This is a genomic window from Corynebacterium silvaticum (assembly GCF_002162115.2).
Lineage (GTDB): Bacteria > Actinomycetota > Actinomycetes > Mycobacteriales > Mycobacteriaceae > Corynebacterium > Corynebacterium silvaticum.
This window is the reverse complement of the sequence record NZ_CP021417.2, coordinates 733,396-749,459: the sequence shown is the minus strand read 5'-3', so window position 1 is coordinate 749,459 and position 16,064 is coordinate 733,396. Positions and strand designations below refer to the sequence as shown.

At 55.5% G+C, this 16,064-nt stretch carries 16 protein-coding genes and 1 pseudogene; 1 reads left to right on the top strand and 16 read right to left on the bottom strand.

What is annotated here, in order from left to right; genetic code table 11:
- Window positions 1-81: 81 nt before the first annotated feature.
- Window positions 82-1,074, bottom strand: coding sequence for a siderophore ABC transporter substrate-binding protein (locus tag CBE74_RS16020; protein ID WP_087453593.1), 993 nt, complete (start codon window positions 1,072-1,074; stop codon window positions 82-84).
- 458 nt (window positions 1,075-1,532) lie between these two features.
- On the opposite strand from CBE74_RS16020, the gene CBE74_RS16015 reads away from it, so the two are divergent.
- Window positions 1,533-1,664, top strand: coding sequence for a hypothetical protein (locus tag CBE74_RS16015; RefSeq protein ID WP_259484469.1), 132 nt, complete (start codon window positions 1,533-1,535; stop codon window positions 1,662-1,664).
- 54 nt (window positions 1,665-1,718) lie between these two features.
- On the opposite strand, the pseudogene CBE74_RS16005 reads toward CBE74_RS16015, so the two are convergent.
- The 15 genes and pseudogenes from CBE74_RS16005 to CBE74_RS15935 form a co-directional block, all read right to left on the bottom strand.
- A pseudogene (locus CBE74_RS16005) lies at window positions 1,719-2,440 on the bottom strand (carbonic anhydrase).
- Window positions 2,441-3,168: 728 nt separating this feature from the next.
- Entirely contained in the window at window positions 3,169-3,948 is a 780-nt protein-coding gene (locus CBE74_RS16000; RefSeq protein WP_087453592.1) for an ABC transporter permease, read from the bottom strand.
- A gap of 2 nt (window positions 3,949-3,950) precedes the next feature.
- Window positions 3,951-4,778, bottom strand: a complete 828-nt coding sequence (locus CBE74_RS15995) for an ABC transporter ATP-binding protein (protein WP_087453591.1) — start codon at window positions 4,776-4,778, stop codon at window positions 3,951-3,953.
- Window positions 4,779-4,784: 6 nt separating this feature from the next.
- Window positions 4,785-5,123, bottom strand: coding sequence for a PLDc N-terminal domain-containing protein (locus tag CBE74_RS15990; RefSeq protein ID WP_087453590.1), 339 nt, complete (start codon window positions 5,121-5,123; stop codon window positions 4,785-4,787).
- Window positions 5,124-5,819: a DUF5808 domain-containing protein gene (locus tag CBE74_RS15985; RefSeq protein ID WP_087453589.1), complete on the bottom strand. Its 696-nt coding sequence runs from the start codon at window positions 5,817-5,819 to the stop codon at window positions 5,124-5,126.
- Window positions 5,819-6,145, bottom strand: a complete 327-nt coding sequence (locus tag CBE74_RS15980; RefSeq protein ID WP_087453588.1) for a PadR family transcriptional regulator — start codon at window positions 6,143-6,145, stop codon at window positions 5,819-5,821. The genes CBE74_RS15985 and CBE74_RS15980 overlap by 1 nt, the downstream gene beginning before the upstream one ends.
- A 333-nt stretch (window positions 6,146-6,478) precedes the next feature.
- Window positions 6,479-8,047, bottom strand: coding sequence for a recombinase family protein (locus tag CBE74_RS15975; RefSeq protein ID WP_087453587.1), 1,569 nt, complete (start codon window positions 8,045-8,047; stop codon window positions 6,479-6,481).
- Window positions 8,044-9,282, bottom strand: a complete 1,239-nt coding sequence (locus CBE74_RS15970) for a recombinase family protein (protein WP_087454849.1) — start codon at window positions 9,280-9,282, stop codon at window positions 8,044-8,046. The genes CBE74_RS15975 and CBE74_RS15970 overlap by 4 nt, the downstream gene beginning before the upstream one ends.
- Before the next feature lie 81 nt (window positions 9,283-9,363).
- A complete protein-coding gene (locus tag CBE74_RS15965; protein ID WP_202971492.1) occupies window positions 9,364-9,552 on the bottom strand; it encodes a hypothetical protein in 189 nt (62 codons plus the stop codon).
- A complete protein-coding gene (locus CBE74_RS15960) occupies window positions 9,549-9,956 on the bottom strand; it encodes a helix-turn-helix domain-containing protein (RefSeq protein WP_087453586.1) in 408 nt (135 codons plus the stop codon). Before CBE74_RS15960 ends, CBE74_RS15965 begins: the two co-directional genes overlap by 4 nt.
- Before the next feature lie 156 nt (window positions 9,957-10,112).
- A complete protein-coding gene (locus CBE74_RS15955; protein ID WP_087453585.1) occupies window positions 10,113-10,937 on the bottom strand; it encodes an N-acetylmuramoyl-L-alanine amidase in 825 nt (274 codons plus the stop codon).
- On the bottom strand, window positions 10,937-11,404 hold the full coding sequence (locus CBE74_RS15950; protein ID WP_087453584.1) for a phage holin family protein: 468 nt from the start codon (window positions 11,402-11,404) through the stop codon (window positions 10,937-10,939). Before CBE74_RS15950 ends, CBE74_RS15955 begins: the two co-directional genes overlap by 1 nt.
- Before the next feature lie 82 nt (window positions 11,405-11,486).
- Window positions 11,487-11,705 (bottom strand): acetyl-CoA carboxylase, encoded by a 219-nt coding sequence (locus CBE74_RS15945; protein ID WP_087453583.1) that lies wholly within the window; start codon window positions 11,703-11,705, stop codon window positions 11,487-11,489.
- Window positions 11,702-12,124 (bottom strand): DUF1617 family protein, encoded by a 423-nt coding sequence (locus CBE74_RS15940; protein WP_087453582.1) that lies wholly within the window; start codon window positions 12,122-12,124, stop codon window positions 11,702-11,704. The genes CBE74_RS15945 and CBE74_RS15940 overlap by 4 nt, the downstream gene beginning before the upstream one ends.
- Window positions 12,125-12,137: 13 nt before the next feature.
- Entirely contained in the window at window positions 12,138-16,004 is a 3,867-nt protein-coding gene (locus tag CBE74_RS15935; protein ID WP_225871178.1) for a phage tail spike protein, read from the bottom strand.
- Window positions 16,005-16,064: the final 60 nt, after the last annotated feature.

Sequence of the window (16,064 nt, the reverse complement as noted above, 5' to 3'; positions counted from 1 at the left end):
AACGGCAGAACGGGGATTGCTCAACCTCTCGGTCAGCAATCCCCAGTCTTTTAATAAAGTCCACCACACACGGCACAGATGTTATTTACCTTGCTCGAAAGCGTCGGCAATCGAATTGAAGATCTTCGTGTACGTGATGATCGACTCATTGCGGTAGGTATCCTGCGGAGCAACAAGTACTTTTTGGTTCTTTACCGCAGCAACTCCTGTCAGCGCCTGGTTCTTAGCAATCACGTCTTTAGCAGGTGTGTACTTTGCGTCATCAGCCATGATGGCGCCATCACGGTCGAGAACGAAAATCCAGTCAGGGTTTGAATCCGCAATTGCCTCGACAGAAATGTCATCGCCCTTGTGGTTTGAGGAAGCTCCCTCAATCTGTAGGGCAGGCTTGAGACCCAACAGGTCAAAAACGGAACCATAAACACGGCCGACGTGCGGCGCAATATAGCCGATCGCGCCTCCGGATACGTTCACGGCCATGACTTTGTCAGATCCGTTGTAGGCTTTCTTTGCCCGCGCAACGGCGTCCTCAAAGTCTTTTACAAGCTTCTTAGCTTCGTCTTCTTTATTAAAGATAACGCCCATTTCAGTCACCTGGCGCTTAAGCTCCGCATCAAAGGCTTCGCCGTCGCGAGGTTCAAAGTCCACGATAGGGACACCGGGGTTAAGCTTTTTCATCTCTTTGTAGTGCTGGGAAAAGCGCTGGCCAGAGATGATCAGATCTGGGTCGGTAACCACCATTGCCTCAAGGTTGGGTTCACGGTGAGTTCCCAGGTCCACGATCTGATCGTTGTTGAGGAAGTTAGGCACGGTCGACGGCGCGATCGGCTTAGGCACAGCCACAGGGGTCACGCCCCACTGATCCAAAATTTGGAACGTGCGGTTATCCGTAGCAACAACCCGCTCAACAGGAGTTTTAATCTCGACTGTTCCGTAGTTGTCCTGAACGGTCACGGTATTTGCACTCGACTGTGCATTGGTAGCGCTGTCTTTAGTACCGGAATCGCTACAAGCGCTCAAAGCAAGGCCAGCCGCTGTAAAAACCGCAGCGAACTTAGTAAATCTGGAGACCATAAGACCCTTATCCTTATCGATATGGATTGGCAAACCTCAGTAAGCACAGGCTTGCTTTCACTCGATCCAAGCTATCGACACCCTCAGGAAAAGACAAGAATTTTAGACATCCCCAACCGCCCACCCCGCCACAATTCACATCCATGCAGGTCACAACCCAATAAAACAAAAGCCCGAACCCATAAGGGGGGTAAACTTACTTACCCCCAGCCATCCGAAAGAGGTAGCGCGTTCACATTCCTCCCCACATTTGAAGTTAGCAATGAAGATAATAGTTTGAATCAATGAACTTTCTTGGAGTGGGGACGTTCGGGCTACGTATGAGGAGTTTCCCGTGGACGTCGTAAAGCTTCTTTGCAATCGGCCGCTTTCTTCGAACATGTAGGCCAACAAGCAAGCATCGATGTCACGCCCCTTTCCCATAATGCGCATATACGCACAGTAGAAAAGAAAACGCCATGCTTTTTAACGTCATCGTTGTTCTTTTAATGATTGCCGCCGCAGCGATGCTCATCACAGTGGCCTTGCATAGCGATCTTCAAAAGCACAGGCCGCATACAACAACACGACATGTTCAGCGCATGGTGTGAGCCGCCCCGTTCCCGCGACACTCGTTCTCACACCATGCACATTGAACACATCAGCTAAGCACCCACAAAGATGCCTTTTTCTTGATCAAACTTGGTCACATCACCCTTGCCGATGTCATAGTGATACGCCTCCAGCTTGAGATCGCCCGCTTTCACCCGCTCCATCACAAAAGCATGAGACATCAAGTTATCCAGCTGGGCCGCTGCATTAGCCTTTTCTAGGCGGAGTGAGAAATCTTCAGCGTTACGGTCGCCGTCGAGTTTAGCGAGCACCCCCTCGGAACGGGTCAATCAATCATGACTAGCCGGCAACTTCTGTGCATACTCATCGAGATGCTGCAGCGCTGCCATACCACCACAATTGGAGTGTCCGATAACAGCGATAGTGGAAAACCCAAGCTAGACACCGCGTACTCTACCGGGGCAAGGACTCCGAACTCAGGCTTGCTAGCGTGCGGGATAATGTTGGCGATATCGCGTAGGTGGAACAACTCACCGGGTTTGGCCGACAAGAGAGTTTCTGCGTCGATGCGTGAATCCGAGCATGTGACCACGAGCGTGTGCGGGGATTGAGAATCCGCCAAGCCCTCATAGAGTTTTTTATTGTCGGGGTAGGTAGAGTCCTCAAATTTGTTGATTCCATCGGCAATGGGGTCACCCGTGCCGCTGGTTGCTTTAGTTGGCTCAGTTGTGCAGGCGGCAAGGGCTGTGGCCCCCGCCCCGAATCCCAAGGCCTGCAAAATCTGGCGACGACTGTATGACTTCCTTGTAGGCATGCGCAAGCTCCAGTCTCTAGTCGTACTTTTGATTCAAAAATATAGCATTTTTGTTCTAGCCGACGAGCTGAGATAGGCAGCGGGATCAGTGGCCGCATAGGCACATGGCACTCTGCGCCACCAAAGTTAAAACAACGTATGAGCAGAGAAAACAGCAACATTCGGCCACGCGTCACCTGAGGCTCCACCGCTAGCAAAAATCTGTGAGCAAACTCTCTTAAAACTGATGCGGAAGCATAATTTTATAGAACCGACATGTCGTCATTGACGAGAGGCACAATCAACAAAATGTCGCCCCATAGGTTCGCCTTCTGTACGCAATTCATGCCAAATGTGTGCCAAAAGTGAGGATTTTTGTGACTATCTGTGGCACATCACAGATCTTCTGCATTTTGCGTTTTACAGGTAAATGAGTAAAAACCCCGCTTACCAGGGTGGTAAGCGGGGTTAGGTTGTTACTTAGACGTTCATTTTGATACAAGCCGGATTTTGGGTGCAGAGATGCAGCTTTGGGTGCAGACCGTGGGGTTTGGGTGCAAAGGCCGAATAGTGGGTGCAAGTTGATGATTTACTAGCCGCGTACCGTTTTCTTTCACACAAGCACCCACACAACTCCATTATTCATACCAACAATCTATAGCGCTCATATCAGCAGGTGAGGCACCGCTGCGATTACGCGTTCAATATATGTAACCTGTTTCACCGAGTCTGTGCCCCGCATTTTTAGGCTAGTTAAGTTCTACCCTGTTGAAGATTTGAGTGGAGGCGGCAAGTAACGCAATGATTAGCACAGTGCTGCTCGTCAAGGGCCAGGCCCAAGGTATTTGAAGCGTGTTTTGGGCGAGGTTGTTGATGAGGCTGGTGAGGCCCAGTGGGGTTTCGTTGCCCTGCTGGGTGAATATTGCTGAGACCATTATCAGCAGGTAGGCTGCGAATCCGGCTCCCAGTGGAGCGCCAACGCCTTGTTTGAGGGTTGCCGCGACAATTTGGATGCCGTGAATCAATATGATTTGCACTGCCCAAACCAAACTCGCCAGCATGATTGGGGCAAGGTTTGCGTCCGGGAATAGTGGCACGGTTCCTGCCCAAGTCAAAGCAGCGCTGAAAACGGCAAGGAACAAGGTGAATAACCAGCTGGTAAAGGCCGAGCTGATGAGGTAATGCGAGCGGCGCACGCTGCCAGGGAAGATGAAGGGAATATCGCCGTTGCCGGTAAGCGCACTGCAGCTAAAGGCGTTCATTGCGACCAGGACGATGGTAAGGATTTGGGTGAGGTGCTTTATCCATCCGGCGTAGGCTTGCTGCCAGGAAGGTTCGGGTATTGAATCTAGTAGCGCTGTTACTTCTGGCCCGGCCAGGAATTTGATGATGTGCGGCGTGTATTGGGTAAACAATCCCTGGGTGAGAGCAAGGACGGCGAACACCCCGGCGATAATCCACGTACCATAAGAACGCAGCAGCCAGATAGCCTGATAGCACCAAATCAAGTAGAAACTCGATGTATTCACGATTATTTGCCGCCTTCCTTGGTTAGTTTGGTGAACAGTTCATCCAGACCGGTCAAGGTGGGGCGAATCTGTGCCTGAGCGTCAAGAGCACAAATAGCGTCCGTCACTGCCGTAGCAAGGTCTGAGCGCACGGTGACGTTAAGCGTGACGTGCTTAGTTTGTTGAGCGAGAAGCTCCTCTAACGGTCCTTGCGCGAGCAAGTTGCCGCGATGCAAGATGCCCACGTGGGTTGAGACATTGGCAACGTCGGTAAGAATGTGAGAAGAAAATATTATCGTCACGTCCCCAGTCAGCTCACGCAGTAACGCCAGGACGTCTGCTCTGCCTATCGGGTCGAGCGCACTAGTTGGCTCGTCTATTAACAGTAGTTTCGGTGCGCCAATTAGTGCAGCTGCTATCCCTAACCGTTGTTTCATACCTCTGGAAAAAGAACCAACTCGCCCTGGCGCCCGATCAAGGTTAACCAGATTCAGCAGCTCACCACTTCGTTCCGCCGCCAGGTCTGGAGTGATTCCGCTGAGCCTGGCCAGGGTGATGAGTGCATCCTTAGCGCCAAGCCACGGGCTGATTTGGGGAACATCGGGCAGGTAGGAAACACCGGGGACGGGTTTGACTGGAAGTTTGCCGCGTTCTGCGCCCAGCACGGTGGCACTACCGCTACTGGCAGCAGCCAGGCCTGCAAGAATCCGCAACGTGGTAGTCTTACCAGCCCCGTTTTCCCCCACAAACCCATAGCAAGACCCTTTCGGAACCTGCAGATTGATGCTGTTTAACACTCGATGTTTACCAAAAGATTTCGACAAATCCCTGGTGGCAACCGCTAAATCCATACTCAACTACTCCTTTTGCTCTTTATAGAGATTGGACACCACGGAAGTCACATCAACTTCACGATGCTCAAGACTGGATTCTTGTTCGTACTCGCGCTGCAACTTAAGCTGCTTACGCTCGCGAGCATTCATCACCAAAAAGGTGATTGGACCAATCGCTTGGCCAAAAACAATCACGCAAAGCCAAGCCAGGCGATTTAGTCCAGCTATTTGGCTTCGTTTATCGCGCGATAAACGAAGCAAAGCCCATACCATCGCCACCAAATGCACACCAATAAGTACGCAAACTCCGATGAATGCTGGCGTGGGTAACTCCAGCAATTTATCTACCCCATTAATCCCCATTTACCTGTTCTCCTTTGACTCATGCAGCTTGGCTTCTAACTGCCCTAACGCGGTTTTCACATAAGCAAGTCCGGTGCCGCCAGAAACCAAGGGCCACAGGATTACGCAGGCTCCCGTGAGCCAGCGGCTCAGTGGGGACTTATCAGTGGCGCGGCACATCGCTATCAGCCAGGCTAAAGACATAACTTCTACACCCAGCAAATCAGCTTGACTGGCTAAACGAGCCGCTTCACCAGATTCTGGCTCATCACGCCGCAAAACCCGTGGTGCCAGCGTTGCGACACCCGTCAATACCACCGGAGGCAGGGCAAGCAGCTTGCCTGAAGCAAACTTTTGAGATGCCTCCGTTGTTGACCATCGCACAGGAACCTGGCTTTTGCGACTCAAAGCCACCGCACATGCCACGACACTAACCCCACCAGCAATAGTGACCAATGTCACGCCACGCTTCAAAGCTACCGGAACATAATCTGCCAGATCAGGTAGAGAATCATCAGGACGAATCAACCCCAACTTCACACCGACAGCACCCAGATTAATATCCCAACCCAGCCCATATTTTCGAGGAATCAGCAAGCGCGGATTCTCCGGCTCAAAACCATCCAACACGGCATCGGTCCGCCCCAACCAAAGCCCCGAGACAGGCATCCCTAAAACACGTAACTGGCCTTCATCATCAGCCCCAAACCACTTCATCACCGCGTCTCCTTCTTCGCTGTCCGTTCAACTGCCGCATTAAGTGCCTCCCACTCCAAGCGCAGCTGCACCAAGCGAACCTGCCCAGATTCAGCCAACTCATAAACCTTCCTCGGCGGCCCCACCGGAGATTCCTCCCAAACCGTAGCCACCAACCCAGATTTACGCAGGCGAGCAAGCAACGGATACAACGTCCCCGCAGAAACCTCCAACCCCGCCTCATCACGAAAACGCTCCACAAGCTGACCCCCATACGACCGATGAGACGCAAGCAGGCCAAGAACAATCAACTCAATGGCACCTTTACGTAACTGCGACTCACCCATCCACACTCCTTTGCCTAACCAGGTTGCTTGCATAACATAGTACCATGAAATGAGCCAAAAGAAGCGTCTTCAAACGAACACCAAACTCCTTCTCCTATGTAGCCACGCTGATCAAAAATTGCGCTAGAGTAACATTTTTCGACGACGACTCCCAGATCTTTCAGACTAGCTAGGTGCAAAGGCTGAGAAGGAGGGTGCAGTTGAACAATTGGCCTGGTCGCGTACGGATTTCCTAGGTGCTCCGGTGGTGCTCGTGCCTTTAGAACGCCTAGATACCGCTAATGATGTCTTTGCGAATTCGTCAGGCGATTCCCAGACGTTACTTGCCGGTGCTCATGCTTTGAAGTGGATTTCGATAGCTCCGTTAGCGGTGATAGTGGCGTAGTCGACGAGGGTGTTCCAGGCTTGGTCGGAATATTCCAGTGGTGGCTGGGTGGCGAGAAAGTCGCGTATCTCTATTGCTTGTGCTCGACGGTGGTGCAGGTCTTTGATTTTGCTGGTGACGTGTTGTTGCTCGGTTTGGAGTTGTTGGTGCCGTTCTTCTAGTTGTTGGTAGCGGCGGTCGTAGTCATCAGGGTCATGTGCGGTTGCTGCTGCGATGGTGATGAGTTGGTTCATCAACGTAATGGTTTCTTCGATCCGCTCCCCTACCTCAGCCTGTTGGGATTCAAGTTCGCTGGTGTCGTAGACAGTCTCGTCGAGCAGCCGCATGGTGTCGTCAAGGACGGCGTGATCGGTGACGAGTTCGGTCAATGCTTTGACGAAGGCTTCTTTGATTTGGTCTTCGGTGACGTGCGGGGTACTGCAGGGTGAGTCGTTTCGGTATTTGTTGTTGCACCGCCAAATATAGCGTCGGTATTTGCTGGTGGAGTGCCAGACTTTCCGCCCAAAACTGCCGCCGCAGTCAGAGCAGGTGATCATGTTGGCGAAGGGGTGCGTGTTGGAGGTGCCTTTGCCTGCCCGGCGGGCGAGTTCTACTTGGACGGCGTCCCACGTGGCAGGGTTGATGATGGGTTCGTGGTTGCCGGTGACGTAGTATTGGGGTACTTCACCTTCGTTGACTTTCATGGTTTTGGTCAAAAAGTCGGTGGTGAAACTCTTTTGCAGCAGCGCGTCGCCTTTGTATTTCTCGTTGGCCAGGATCGAACGAACAGTAGAGGGCGACCAAATTTGTTTGCCACGCGGGGTGCGGATCTGATCAGCGGTGAGTTCTTTGGCGATAGTTTGCGGGGTTGCACCTTGAAGGAAGCGGGCGTAGATGCGCCGCACGATCGGGGCCTCAGTTTCGTCGATGACAAGGTTTCCGTCCTCGCCTTTCTTGTATCCAAGCAGGGATGCGTAGGGCACCATGATTTTTCCGTCGGCGAAGCGTTTCCGGTGACCCCAAGTGACGTTCTCAGAAATGGAGCGGGATTCTTCTTGGGCAAGTGAACTCATGATGGTGATGAGTAGTTCGCCTTTAGAGTCCAGGGTCCAGATGTTTTCTTTTTCGAAGTAGACCTCCACGCCTGCGTCTTTGAGCTGGCGGACGTGGGTGAGGGTATCGACGGTGTTGCGGGCAAACCGGGACACGCTCTTGGTGAGGATCAAATCGATTTTTCCGGCAAGGGCGTCAGCGATCATGCTTTTGAAGCCCTCGCGGTGTCTGGTGGTGGTGCCGGTGATGCCTTCGTCGGCGTACATGCCTGCGAATTCCCACTCGCTGCGCGATTGGATGTGGCGGGTGTAGTAGTCGATTTGCGCCTCATAGGAGGAGGCTTGTTCCTCAGCTTCGGTGGAGACCCGCGCGTAGGCCGCCACTCTACGCCGACGCTGAACACCCTGGGCCGTGGCATTGTGTCCGGGTGTTTTCGTGGCAGGTATCGCGGTAACCCGCTTGCGCCGAATTTGCGTCGTGGTCATCGTGCGCTCCTCTCGTCCAGGCTCACCGTCACTGGTGCTTCGCCGCTGGTGGTGTGGATGGTGAGTGTGCGGTCGGCGTTGACGACGATCTTTGTCAGGTGCGTGAGCGCGTGCTCGTCGTCCCAGTCGTCGAGGCCGAGCACGCTGGCACAGACCCTGGTGAGGTGTGTTTCTCGGATTTGGGGTGCCCGGCAGGGGTTGCCTTTGCCTTTGGTGGCGGTTTCGCACCACCAGAACTTGTATGTCGACGCGCGGCGTTTCTTGGTGCGACGGTGATAGAACCTGCCACAGACAGAGCATTCGATCCGAGATGTGAGCCCGGTAGTTCCACCTGAGGGTGTGGCTCCACGTCCAAGATGTCTGCGCCGGGCAAACTCGGCTTGGACGGCATCGAACGTGGCTTGGTCGATGATCGCCGGGTGGGATTCCTCGACGAGGTAGCGTGGCAGCTCGCCAGTGTTGGTATGACAGTTCGATTCTGACACTTTTGGCCGATAGTACTTTTGCAGAATCACGCGGCCGGTGTAGATTTCGTTTTCGAGCCATTTACGGATCGTCTTCCCACGAAACTTGGCTCCGCGCCTGGGCGTGATCCCTTCAGCATTCAGCTGGGCGGCTGTGGCTTCGGGTGAGATGCCCGCCAGGAACTCCGCAAATATCCTTCTGATGATCTCGGCTTCGGCCTCGATGACGACCAAGTCACTACCCACGTATTGGTAGCCGTAGGGTTGGCGCGAGTGCATGAATCCGTCGGCGTATTTCTTCCTGATCCCCCATTTGACGTTCTTTGACATGGATCGGGATTCTTCCTGTGCAAACGATGCCAATAGGGTGAGCAGGAGTTCACCGTCAGCGGTGGCGGTGTCGATCTGTTCACGTTCGAACCGCACCGCCACACCCAGGGCTTTCAGTTCACGCACAGCCTCGAGCAGGTCAACGGTGTTGCGGGCGAGCCGGGAGATCGACTTCGTCAAAATCACATCGATGCCGCCTGCCCGGGCAGTGTCCATGAGGTCGTTGAATCCGTCGCGGTGTTTGGTGGAGGTGCCGGTGATGCCTTCGTCGATGAACACACCCGCATAGTCCCAACCAGGGGTGGATTGAATCAGATGAGAGTAGTACGAGACTTGGGCGGCGATCGACGACAACTGGCGTTCGTGCTCGGTGGACACCCGCGCATAGGCCGCAACCTTCAACCGCTGTGGCCGGGCTAGTTTTGCTGGGATCACCCTCATCTCACCCACGTGCATCAATCTCCTTTCGCCCTTCGTTTTCCTTTGTTGGCTAGGGGTTTGGTGGTTGTATCCATGTACGCTCTAAACCCGGGTTTTATCCAGTCGAACCCGCACAATCAGCGCCCCCACCACAGCAGCCGACTCGTCTGTGATTCGGGCGAGAACGGTGTTCGCTTCCTGTTCGGTGAGCGCACCGGCCTGAGCAAGTTGATTGATGAAGGCGACCTGGCGGGTGAGGTCGACTTCGGCATCGAAGATCTCGCTGGTCATGGTCTGCCGCCTCGGGTGTTGAAGCGGTGGCGGATATAGCACGGGTGCGAGCAGTACTTGCGGTGCTTGTTTCCGTAGGCATCGAAACCCTCACCGCAGGCGGCGCAGGTGAAGGTGTAGATCGCTTGCCGGTTGAGCCGCTCCGGGTGGGCATGCCACCACGCCAGGCGGCACGCATCGCAGCAGAACCTTTGCCCTGCTACCGCTGGCTCGATATGGCCGTTGCACTGTTCGCATACCTTTGCAGGCTCAGACTCGACTGCCGGGGCGGTGGTGATGTTGGCTCTGCGGCAGATTGACTTCACCGTGTTGCGTGACATGCCCAAACTGGTGGCGATCTGCCCATACGATGCGCCTCGGCGGCGTAGCTCCATAACTTGCTCACGGGTAATCTCACTCGCCACGGCGCTCTCCTCATCAGTAGGTCTCTACTGACAGGGCTTCGAGCCACACCGATTTATAACCACCCACTCCCCCTTGGCCAGGAAAACGAAAAAGGCCCCGCCACCACCTCGAAGGGCAGCAGCGGGGCCATTGACTCATCGGTTGGGATGGAGTGTTTAGTAGCCGAGTTTCTGATTCACGCGTTTCTGGACGGCGGCATAGTTCGCACCGAGCCTGCGGCGGCGTTCGTCACCGTTGCCGTACTCGCCGCGAATCACCGCATCAGCCAGCGCATCGATATTGACGGAGGGCTTGGTCGTGGTTTTGCCTGCGAGTTTCTCGTTCACGCGCTTCTGGACGGCGGCATAATTCGCCCCGAGGCGGCGCTTGCGTTCCTCGCCGTTGCCGTAGTCACCACGGATGACCGCATCAGCCAACGCATCAATATTCGGTGCTGGTGCTGGCGTGGGTTGCGGTTTGGGTGTCGGCGTGGTGCCACTCATCTGGTCGTACCAGTACCCGGCGCGCGCCATATACGCCTGGTGTTGGGTTCCGGCGAGGGATGCTGGGCAGGCGGTAGCGGAGAAGTGGGAATGTCCGAAGACGTTTTTACCCCACGCGGGGCGACCAAGCTTGTAGTACTTGCAGATGGCTGCGACCAGGTGTGCTCCGTTATCGAGGCAGGCCTGGGATACGCTCCAGGGAGTTGTGGTGGCGTCTGCATGTTCGATACCAATACTGGTGGTGTTGGCATCCCAGTTTCCGGCATGCCAAGCGGTGTCGGAGTCCCACACGAGCTGGCCGATTGTGCCGTCGGATTGGACTTGATAGTGGGCACTTGCTTGGCGGGTTTGCCACACGTCCCAGCAGCCACGGATGGTGAGGTTGCCTGCGTTGTGGTGGATGATGACCTTATCGATCTTTCGGCCGTTCCTGCCTGGGGTGTAGTGCTTGTTCATGATGAGGTCGATGTCGGCCTCAAGGGTGTTCCAGTTTTTCATCAGTGATTCTCCTTTTCGGTTGGGTTTTCAGTAGTTGGTGGTTCGGTCAGTGAGGGTCGGGTCTCGGCGCGGTTGGCTATCGCGTCGAGTGCGCCGCGCATTTGGGCGGGGATGGGTAGGCCGAGGCGGGTGGCGTTTTCTACCAGCGAGATGCCTTCGTTGGATAGGTAGAAGAAGATGACCGCCGCCCGTAGTACGCCTGGTGTGCCGAGAACATGGACGTCGATGAGGTGTGCGAGTCCGACGAGGGTGAAGATGAGGATTTTTCGGCTGATTCCTCTGAACCCGACGGAGCTGGACAGGCGGCGCTCTGAAATGGCGGCGAGTACGCCGGTGATGTAGTCGGCGATGGCGAAGACGATCAGCGCGTAAACCAAACCGTCGAGACCTCCAAGGTAAGCGGCGAGCCAGGCACCGATACCGGCGATGGTGGTTTGGATGGTGTGCCAGATGGTGTGTATAGCCATGAGAGTGGTCCTTATCTAGGCATAAAAAATTGCCCACACCCACCTGGGGTGAAGGCATCACAATGTGCTGCTGCGCAGCGATTTACATGGTCGGGTCGGTCAAGACCTCGAGAATTGGCAGACTCAAGTCGAACGATGCCGCCTTGGACACTGGCAGTTCCTGGGCTTCGATATGTGCTGCTGGTGGTGCGGGCGTGGCATCGGATTCAACTGGGATAATCGGTAACTGGACTTCTTTGCCTGACGTTGGCTTATCGGTGTTGGGTTCGGTCAGTTCGGTGTTCTCGTTTTCGGTGCTCATTGGTTGTCCTTGGTGATCGCGTCGTAGAGGACGTCGTAGGCTTCGGCTGCTTCGCCAGACAGTTCACCGTCATAGCCGTCGAGGAAGGTTTTCACGTCTGTGAGGTGGCCGTCGTAGGTGGGGCCGGAGACTTCAGCGACCGAGGCCAGCAATTCGGTGCGTGCGGCAAGGAACTCACCAGCTTTGTCGGGGTTGGCGAGGACGAAGGTGCCATCGTCGGCGAATACGGGGCGGCCGTTATCGTCGAGAGTGGCGTAGGCGGTGACGAGGTCGTATTCGTCTTCCCCGAACCGGGCAATCGCCTCTTTCACCAACGTCAGCAGTTTCGAGCGAGCCCTGGATTGTGCCGCTTTGAGCGGCATTCCAGCGAGTAGCTCTGCGATGGGCTGCAGATGTTGGTTGGCGAGCATGATTTTCATGGGGTTTCCTTTTCTAGGCGAGGGTTGTGGACATGGCCGATAGGCCGGTGGTGGAGAAGTACTGCCAGGTGATATTCGAGCCGCTTCCGGAGATGGATTTAATCCACCCTTGGTTGAGCAGGCTGAGGATCGTGTTCATCCGGCTCATCAAATCTTTGGTGCGCTCAAACAGGCGGGTCATGTTGTAGTACGAACCGTTGGTGACGACCATGACGTCGTAGGTGTGGAAGACGATCTTGGAATTCCCGGTTTGTCCTACCCAGCCCGGATGCGTGCCCTTCCCGGCCAGCGTGCAGTCTTGCAAGGTCACGTAGCGCGAGCCGGTGGTGTAGAACTTGTAGCCACCAGTACGCAGGTCACTACCAAGGTGGATACCTGATTTGCCGTAAAACAATCCTTTCGGGTCGAGCGTGAGGCAGGTGTAGTAGTCTCCGCCGTTGGTGTTCTGGTAGGTCCATGCGACGTAGTCGCCACGATAGGCGAGCTGGTTGACGATGCCTTGCACATTCGGTTTGTTCTTATGCGCCCGCCGCGCGAACTCGCCGATATAGCGGGTGCCGTACCAGAACTGCATGCCAGCGCTGGTGATCTTGCCTTCCAAGGTGGAGCCGTCATACCAAGCGATCTGATACGGGGTGATGCGGATGGAGCTGGTCCAGCCTGCCAGGCCTACTTGGATGGCGTTGGTGGCGAGCTTGTCCGCCGTAATCGAGCGCGCGGCGATCCTGTCTGCGTTGAGATACCCGGTGGTGATCTTGCCAGCATCCAGGGAGGCGATCTTCGCGCTCGTGACCGCTGCGTCTTTGATCATCGCGGATTGAATAAATCCGTTGGCGATCGTGAGCTTATCCGAGGTAATGCTGCCTGTTGCGATGCGTGCAGCCGAGAGCGTCCCGGTCGTAATCTTGTTTGCCGATAGATTCCCGATTTTTGCGTCCGTGATCGCCCCATTAGCGATCATCGCCGTCTTGATGAACCCCGAAGCGATCGTGAGCTTGTCAGAAGTAACAGAGCCTGCAGCGATACGGTCAGCGGCCAAAAACCCAGCCGTGATCTTTGATGCTGAGACATTAGCGATCTTGGCATCATTGATCGCCGCGTTCGCGATCATCGCGTTGGTGATAAAACCGGATGCGATGGTCAGCTTGTCGGAGGTAATACTTCCTGCGGCGATGCGGGCGGCGTTCAATGTGCCTGCCGTGATCTTCGAGGCCGACAGATTCGCGATTTTCGCGTCATTGATGGCGGCGTTCGCGATCATCGCATTCGTAATAAACCCGTTAGCGATACTGAGTTTGTCGGAAGTTACTGCTCCTGCCTGGATGTTGACGGCGGTGATGGTATTTGCCGCGATTTTGGCCGTGGTGATCGCCCCGTCTTCGATCAGCGTGGCTGGTGTTTGACGCCGGATTTGTACGTCCCACACCGCGACTTCGGCTCCGGTGACGGTGGCTGCTTCCACGAATAGTCCGAAGCGAACCTTGGCTGTGTCGGCCGGGACCGTCAGCGGCACACTCGTCGTGGCTTCGCTGTTTTTTGTGGTGGCTGCCAGATGCCCCCAATATTTCCATTCACCTGTGGAGGCAAGCTGGCGCTGGGCGTGTAAAACGATCTGTTGGGCGCCGTCCGAGCGGGAGAAACGGAACGAGCCCACAAATTTGTCGCCTGGGCGGACCTCGATCACAGTGTGGGTGAAGTAGGTACCCGACTGAGTTCCCGTTGCCTTTCGGCTGAGCTTCCCATCTGTGCTCATCCAGCCCGGATAGGAGGCATAGAAGTCAGGATCGCCCCACAGGTTTGTTCCATCACCGACCACAATCCGGTTCGCTGCCAACACGCCGAAGAAGGCGGCATCACCGACGATCCGCTCCACAACAGCCTTGCCCATCCGGGCGCTACCTGCCACGAGGGTTGCGGTGTCAACGGAGGCGATGATCTCATGGCGCAGCTTGCGTTGCACCCAGGTTTTGCCGTCCCACTGCCACTGACCGCGCAGCTGGCCACCTGTTTGTTGCCACCAGGTATCACCAATGCGGCTGCCAAACCCAGAAGGCGGGTTGCTTGAGTAGGTGATGGTGTTTTTCGTGTTCGCCGATGCCGCAATCAAAGTGTTCACCTGCGCGGTGGAGGGCCTGGCAGAGGCGAGCGTGTATGCGTCATCGGCGCGCTTGTGAGCATTCGAAATGTTGGTACTTGCTTGGGTGACGGCCTGCTTCGTTTGTGCTATCTCGGTGTTGGCTTGCTTGAGCTTCGTGTCGATCTGCTTCGCCGTATCCTCAACCTTGGTGGCAGTGAGTTGAGCACGCTGTGCCACATCCTTTACTGCTTGAAGGTCTGTTGTGTGTTGGTCAACCACAGTGGCGATCTTGGTCGCAAACTGGTTCACCTCCGCAGCCGTATCTCGTGCCGTTTGAGCATCGCTGCGGGCTTGCATGAGCTCCGTGTTTGCTTCCTCGAGGCGTCCACTCAACATGCTCATCGCACTATCAACCCGAATGGTCTGGGCCTTGACGTCCTCGACTTCGCGGCGTGCGGCATCCAGTTCCGCGCTGATTTGGGCATGATTCAGATCGGTGGCGAGCGCGACCCAGCCGGGCTGGCCAGTGTCAGTGACCCGATAGATCCAGATCTCGGTGGTTTCGTCGCTGCTTTTGAACCACGTATCACCGAGGTGAGCTTTCTCGGGTTGGGTGGTGCCGTAGTAGTTAGTGTTTTTCCCATCCGCACTAGCCAACGCGAATCCTGCCGCATCCGATGCCTGTAAAGCAGCGCTCATCGCAGACTTGACTTGCCCGGTGACAGACGTGAACTTCCTAGCAGTAGAACCCAGTTCGACCGAGATGTAGTGGCGCGACAGTGGGTTGTATTCGTAGGCCACGACCCGCGCCGACAGCGCAATCCCAAGATCACTGTGGCGGACGGTAACCGTGTCGCCAATCTCCACGCTTTCCAGCTGCGCGAGATCAGCGTACTCGCAGGTTGTGGCGAGGTCGACGAACCGCACCTTGTAGGAGGCGGAAGGCTCATCCGCATGCTTGGCGCTGAATTCTGCTGCCGCTAGTCGGCGCAGCTCGCCGTGTGCTTGGTCGAGTGGGAGTTCGCCCTCACGCGGATTGTCGTTATCGGTGATGGCTTTAACTTGCCCGTAGCGGATGACGCGGATACGCGGCACCACATAATCGCTGATCTTCGGGCTATCCACATAGAGTTCAGGTAGTAAGAGTCCGTCGTAGCCGACTGGCAAAATCCTCGTCGCCACGGTCGAAAAATCAATGGCTGATTCGAAGCCGGTGAGGTTTTTACGGTCACGGATGACCACCCCGTGGTTGGCTCCACGCATAGGTGTGTGGTGGATCAGCCAGTTATCCCGCATGATCTCGCCGCCCCAACGCGAAACAAACGTGTTGTCCTCGCTAGTGTCCATGAGCGCTGCGGCGATGGGCATGCGCACCATCCGCGCCGAGGATCGCGTCACCGTATCCGAGCTTGTGGCAGTAAACCCGTGGCTCGCGTTCGCCGCACCAAGAATCTGTGTGAGTGCGCCTGTGGCGGTCTTATTGACCACGTAGGTGTCGGCGATGAGGTTCGCGGCCAGATCATAAAACACATGAAACGCCGACACTTCCAGCATGCCTTCGAGGGTGGTGACGACCTCGCTAATCCGAAAACCCTGCCGCAGCTTCAGCCCCGGAACAGGTGCAGCCACAATGTTCTCAAGCGTTAAGTGCTCGGCTGCTGGCCCGTCTGCCAAGTAGGTGAAGGTTAGTGAGAATTCACCGCCAAGCTCTTCCGTGACAATGGGGTTGATAATCTCCCGATCCAAGACACCAAGGCCAGTGGTGGTGAAAGTGGTGGTAGCGCGGTCGTGAACCGTAATCATGAGAGTGCCTTCCAAACAAGACGATGGCCACCCAAGCAAAAAGGGGACCGTCAGAAATTA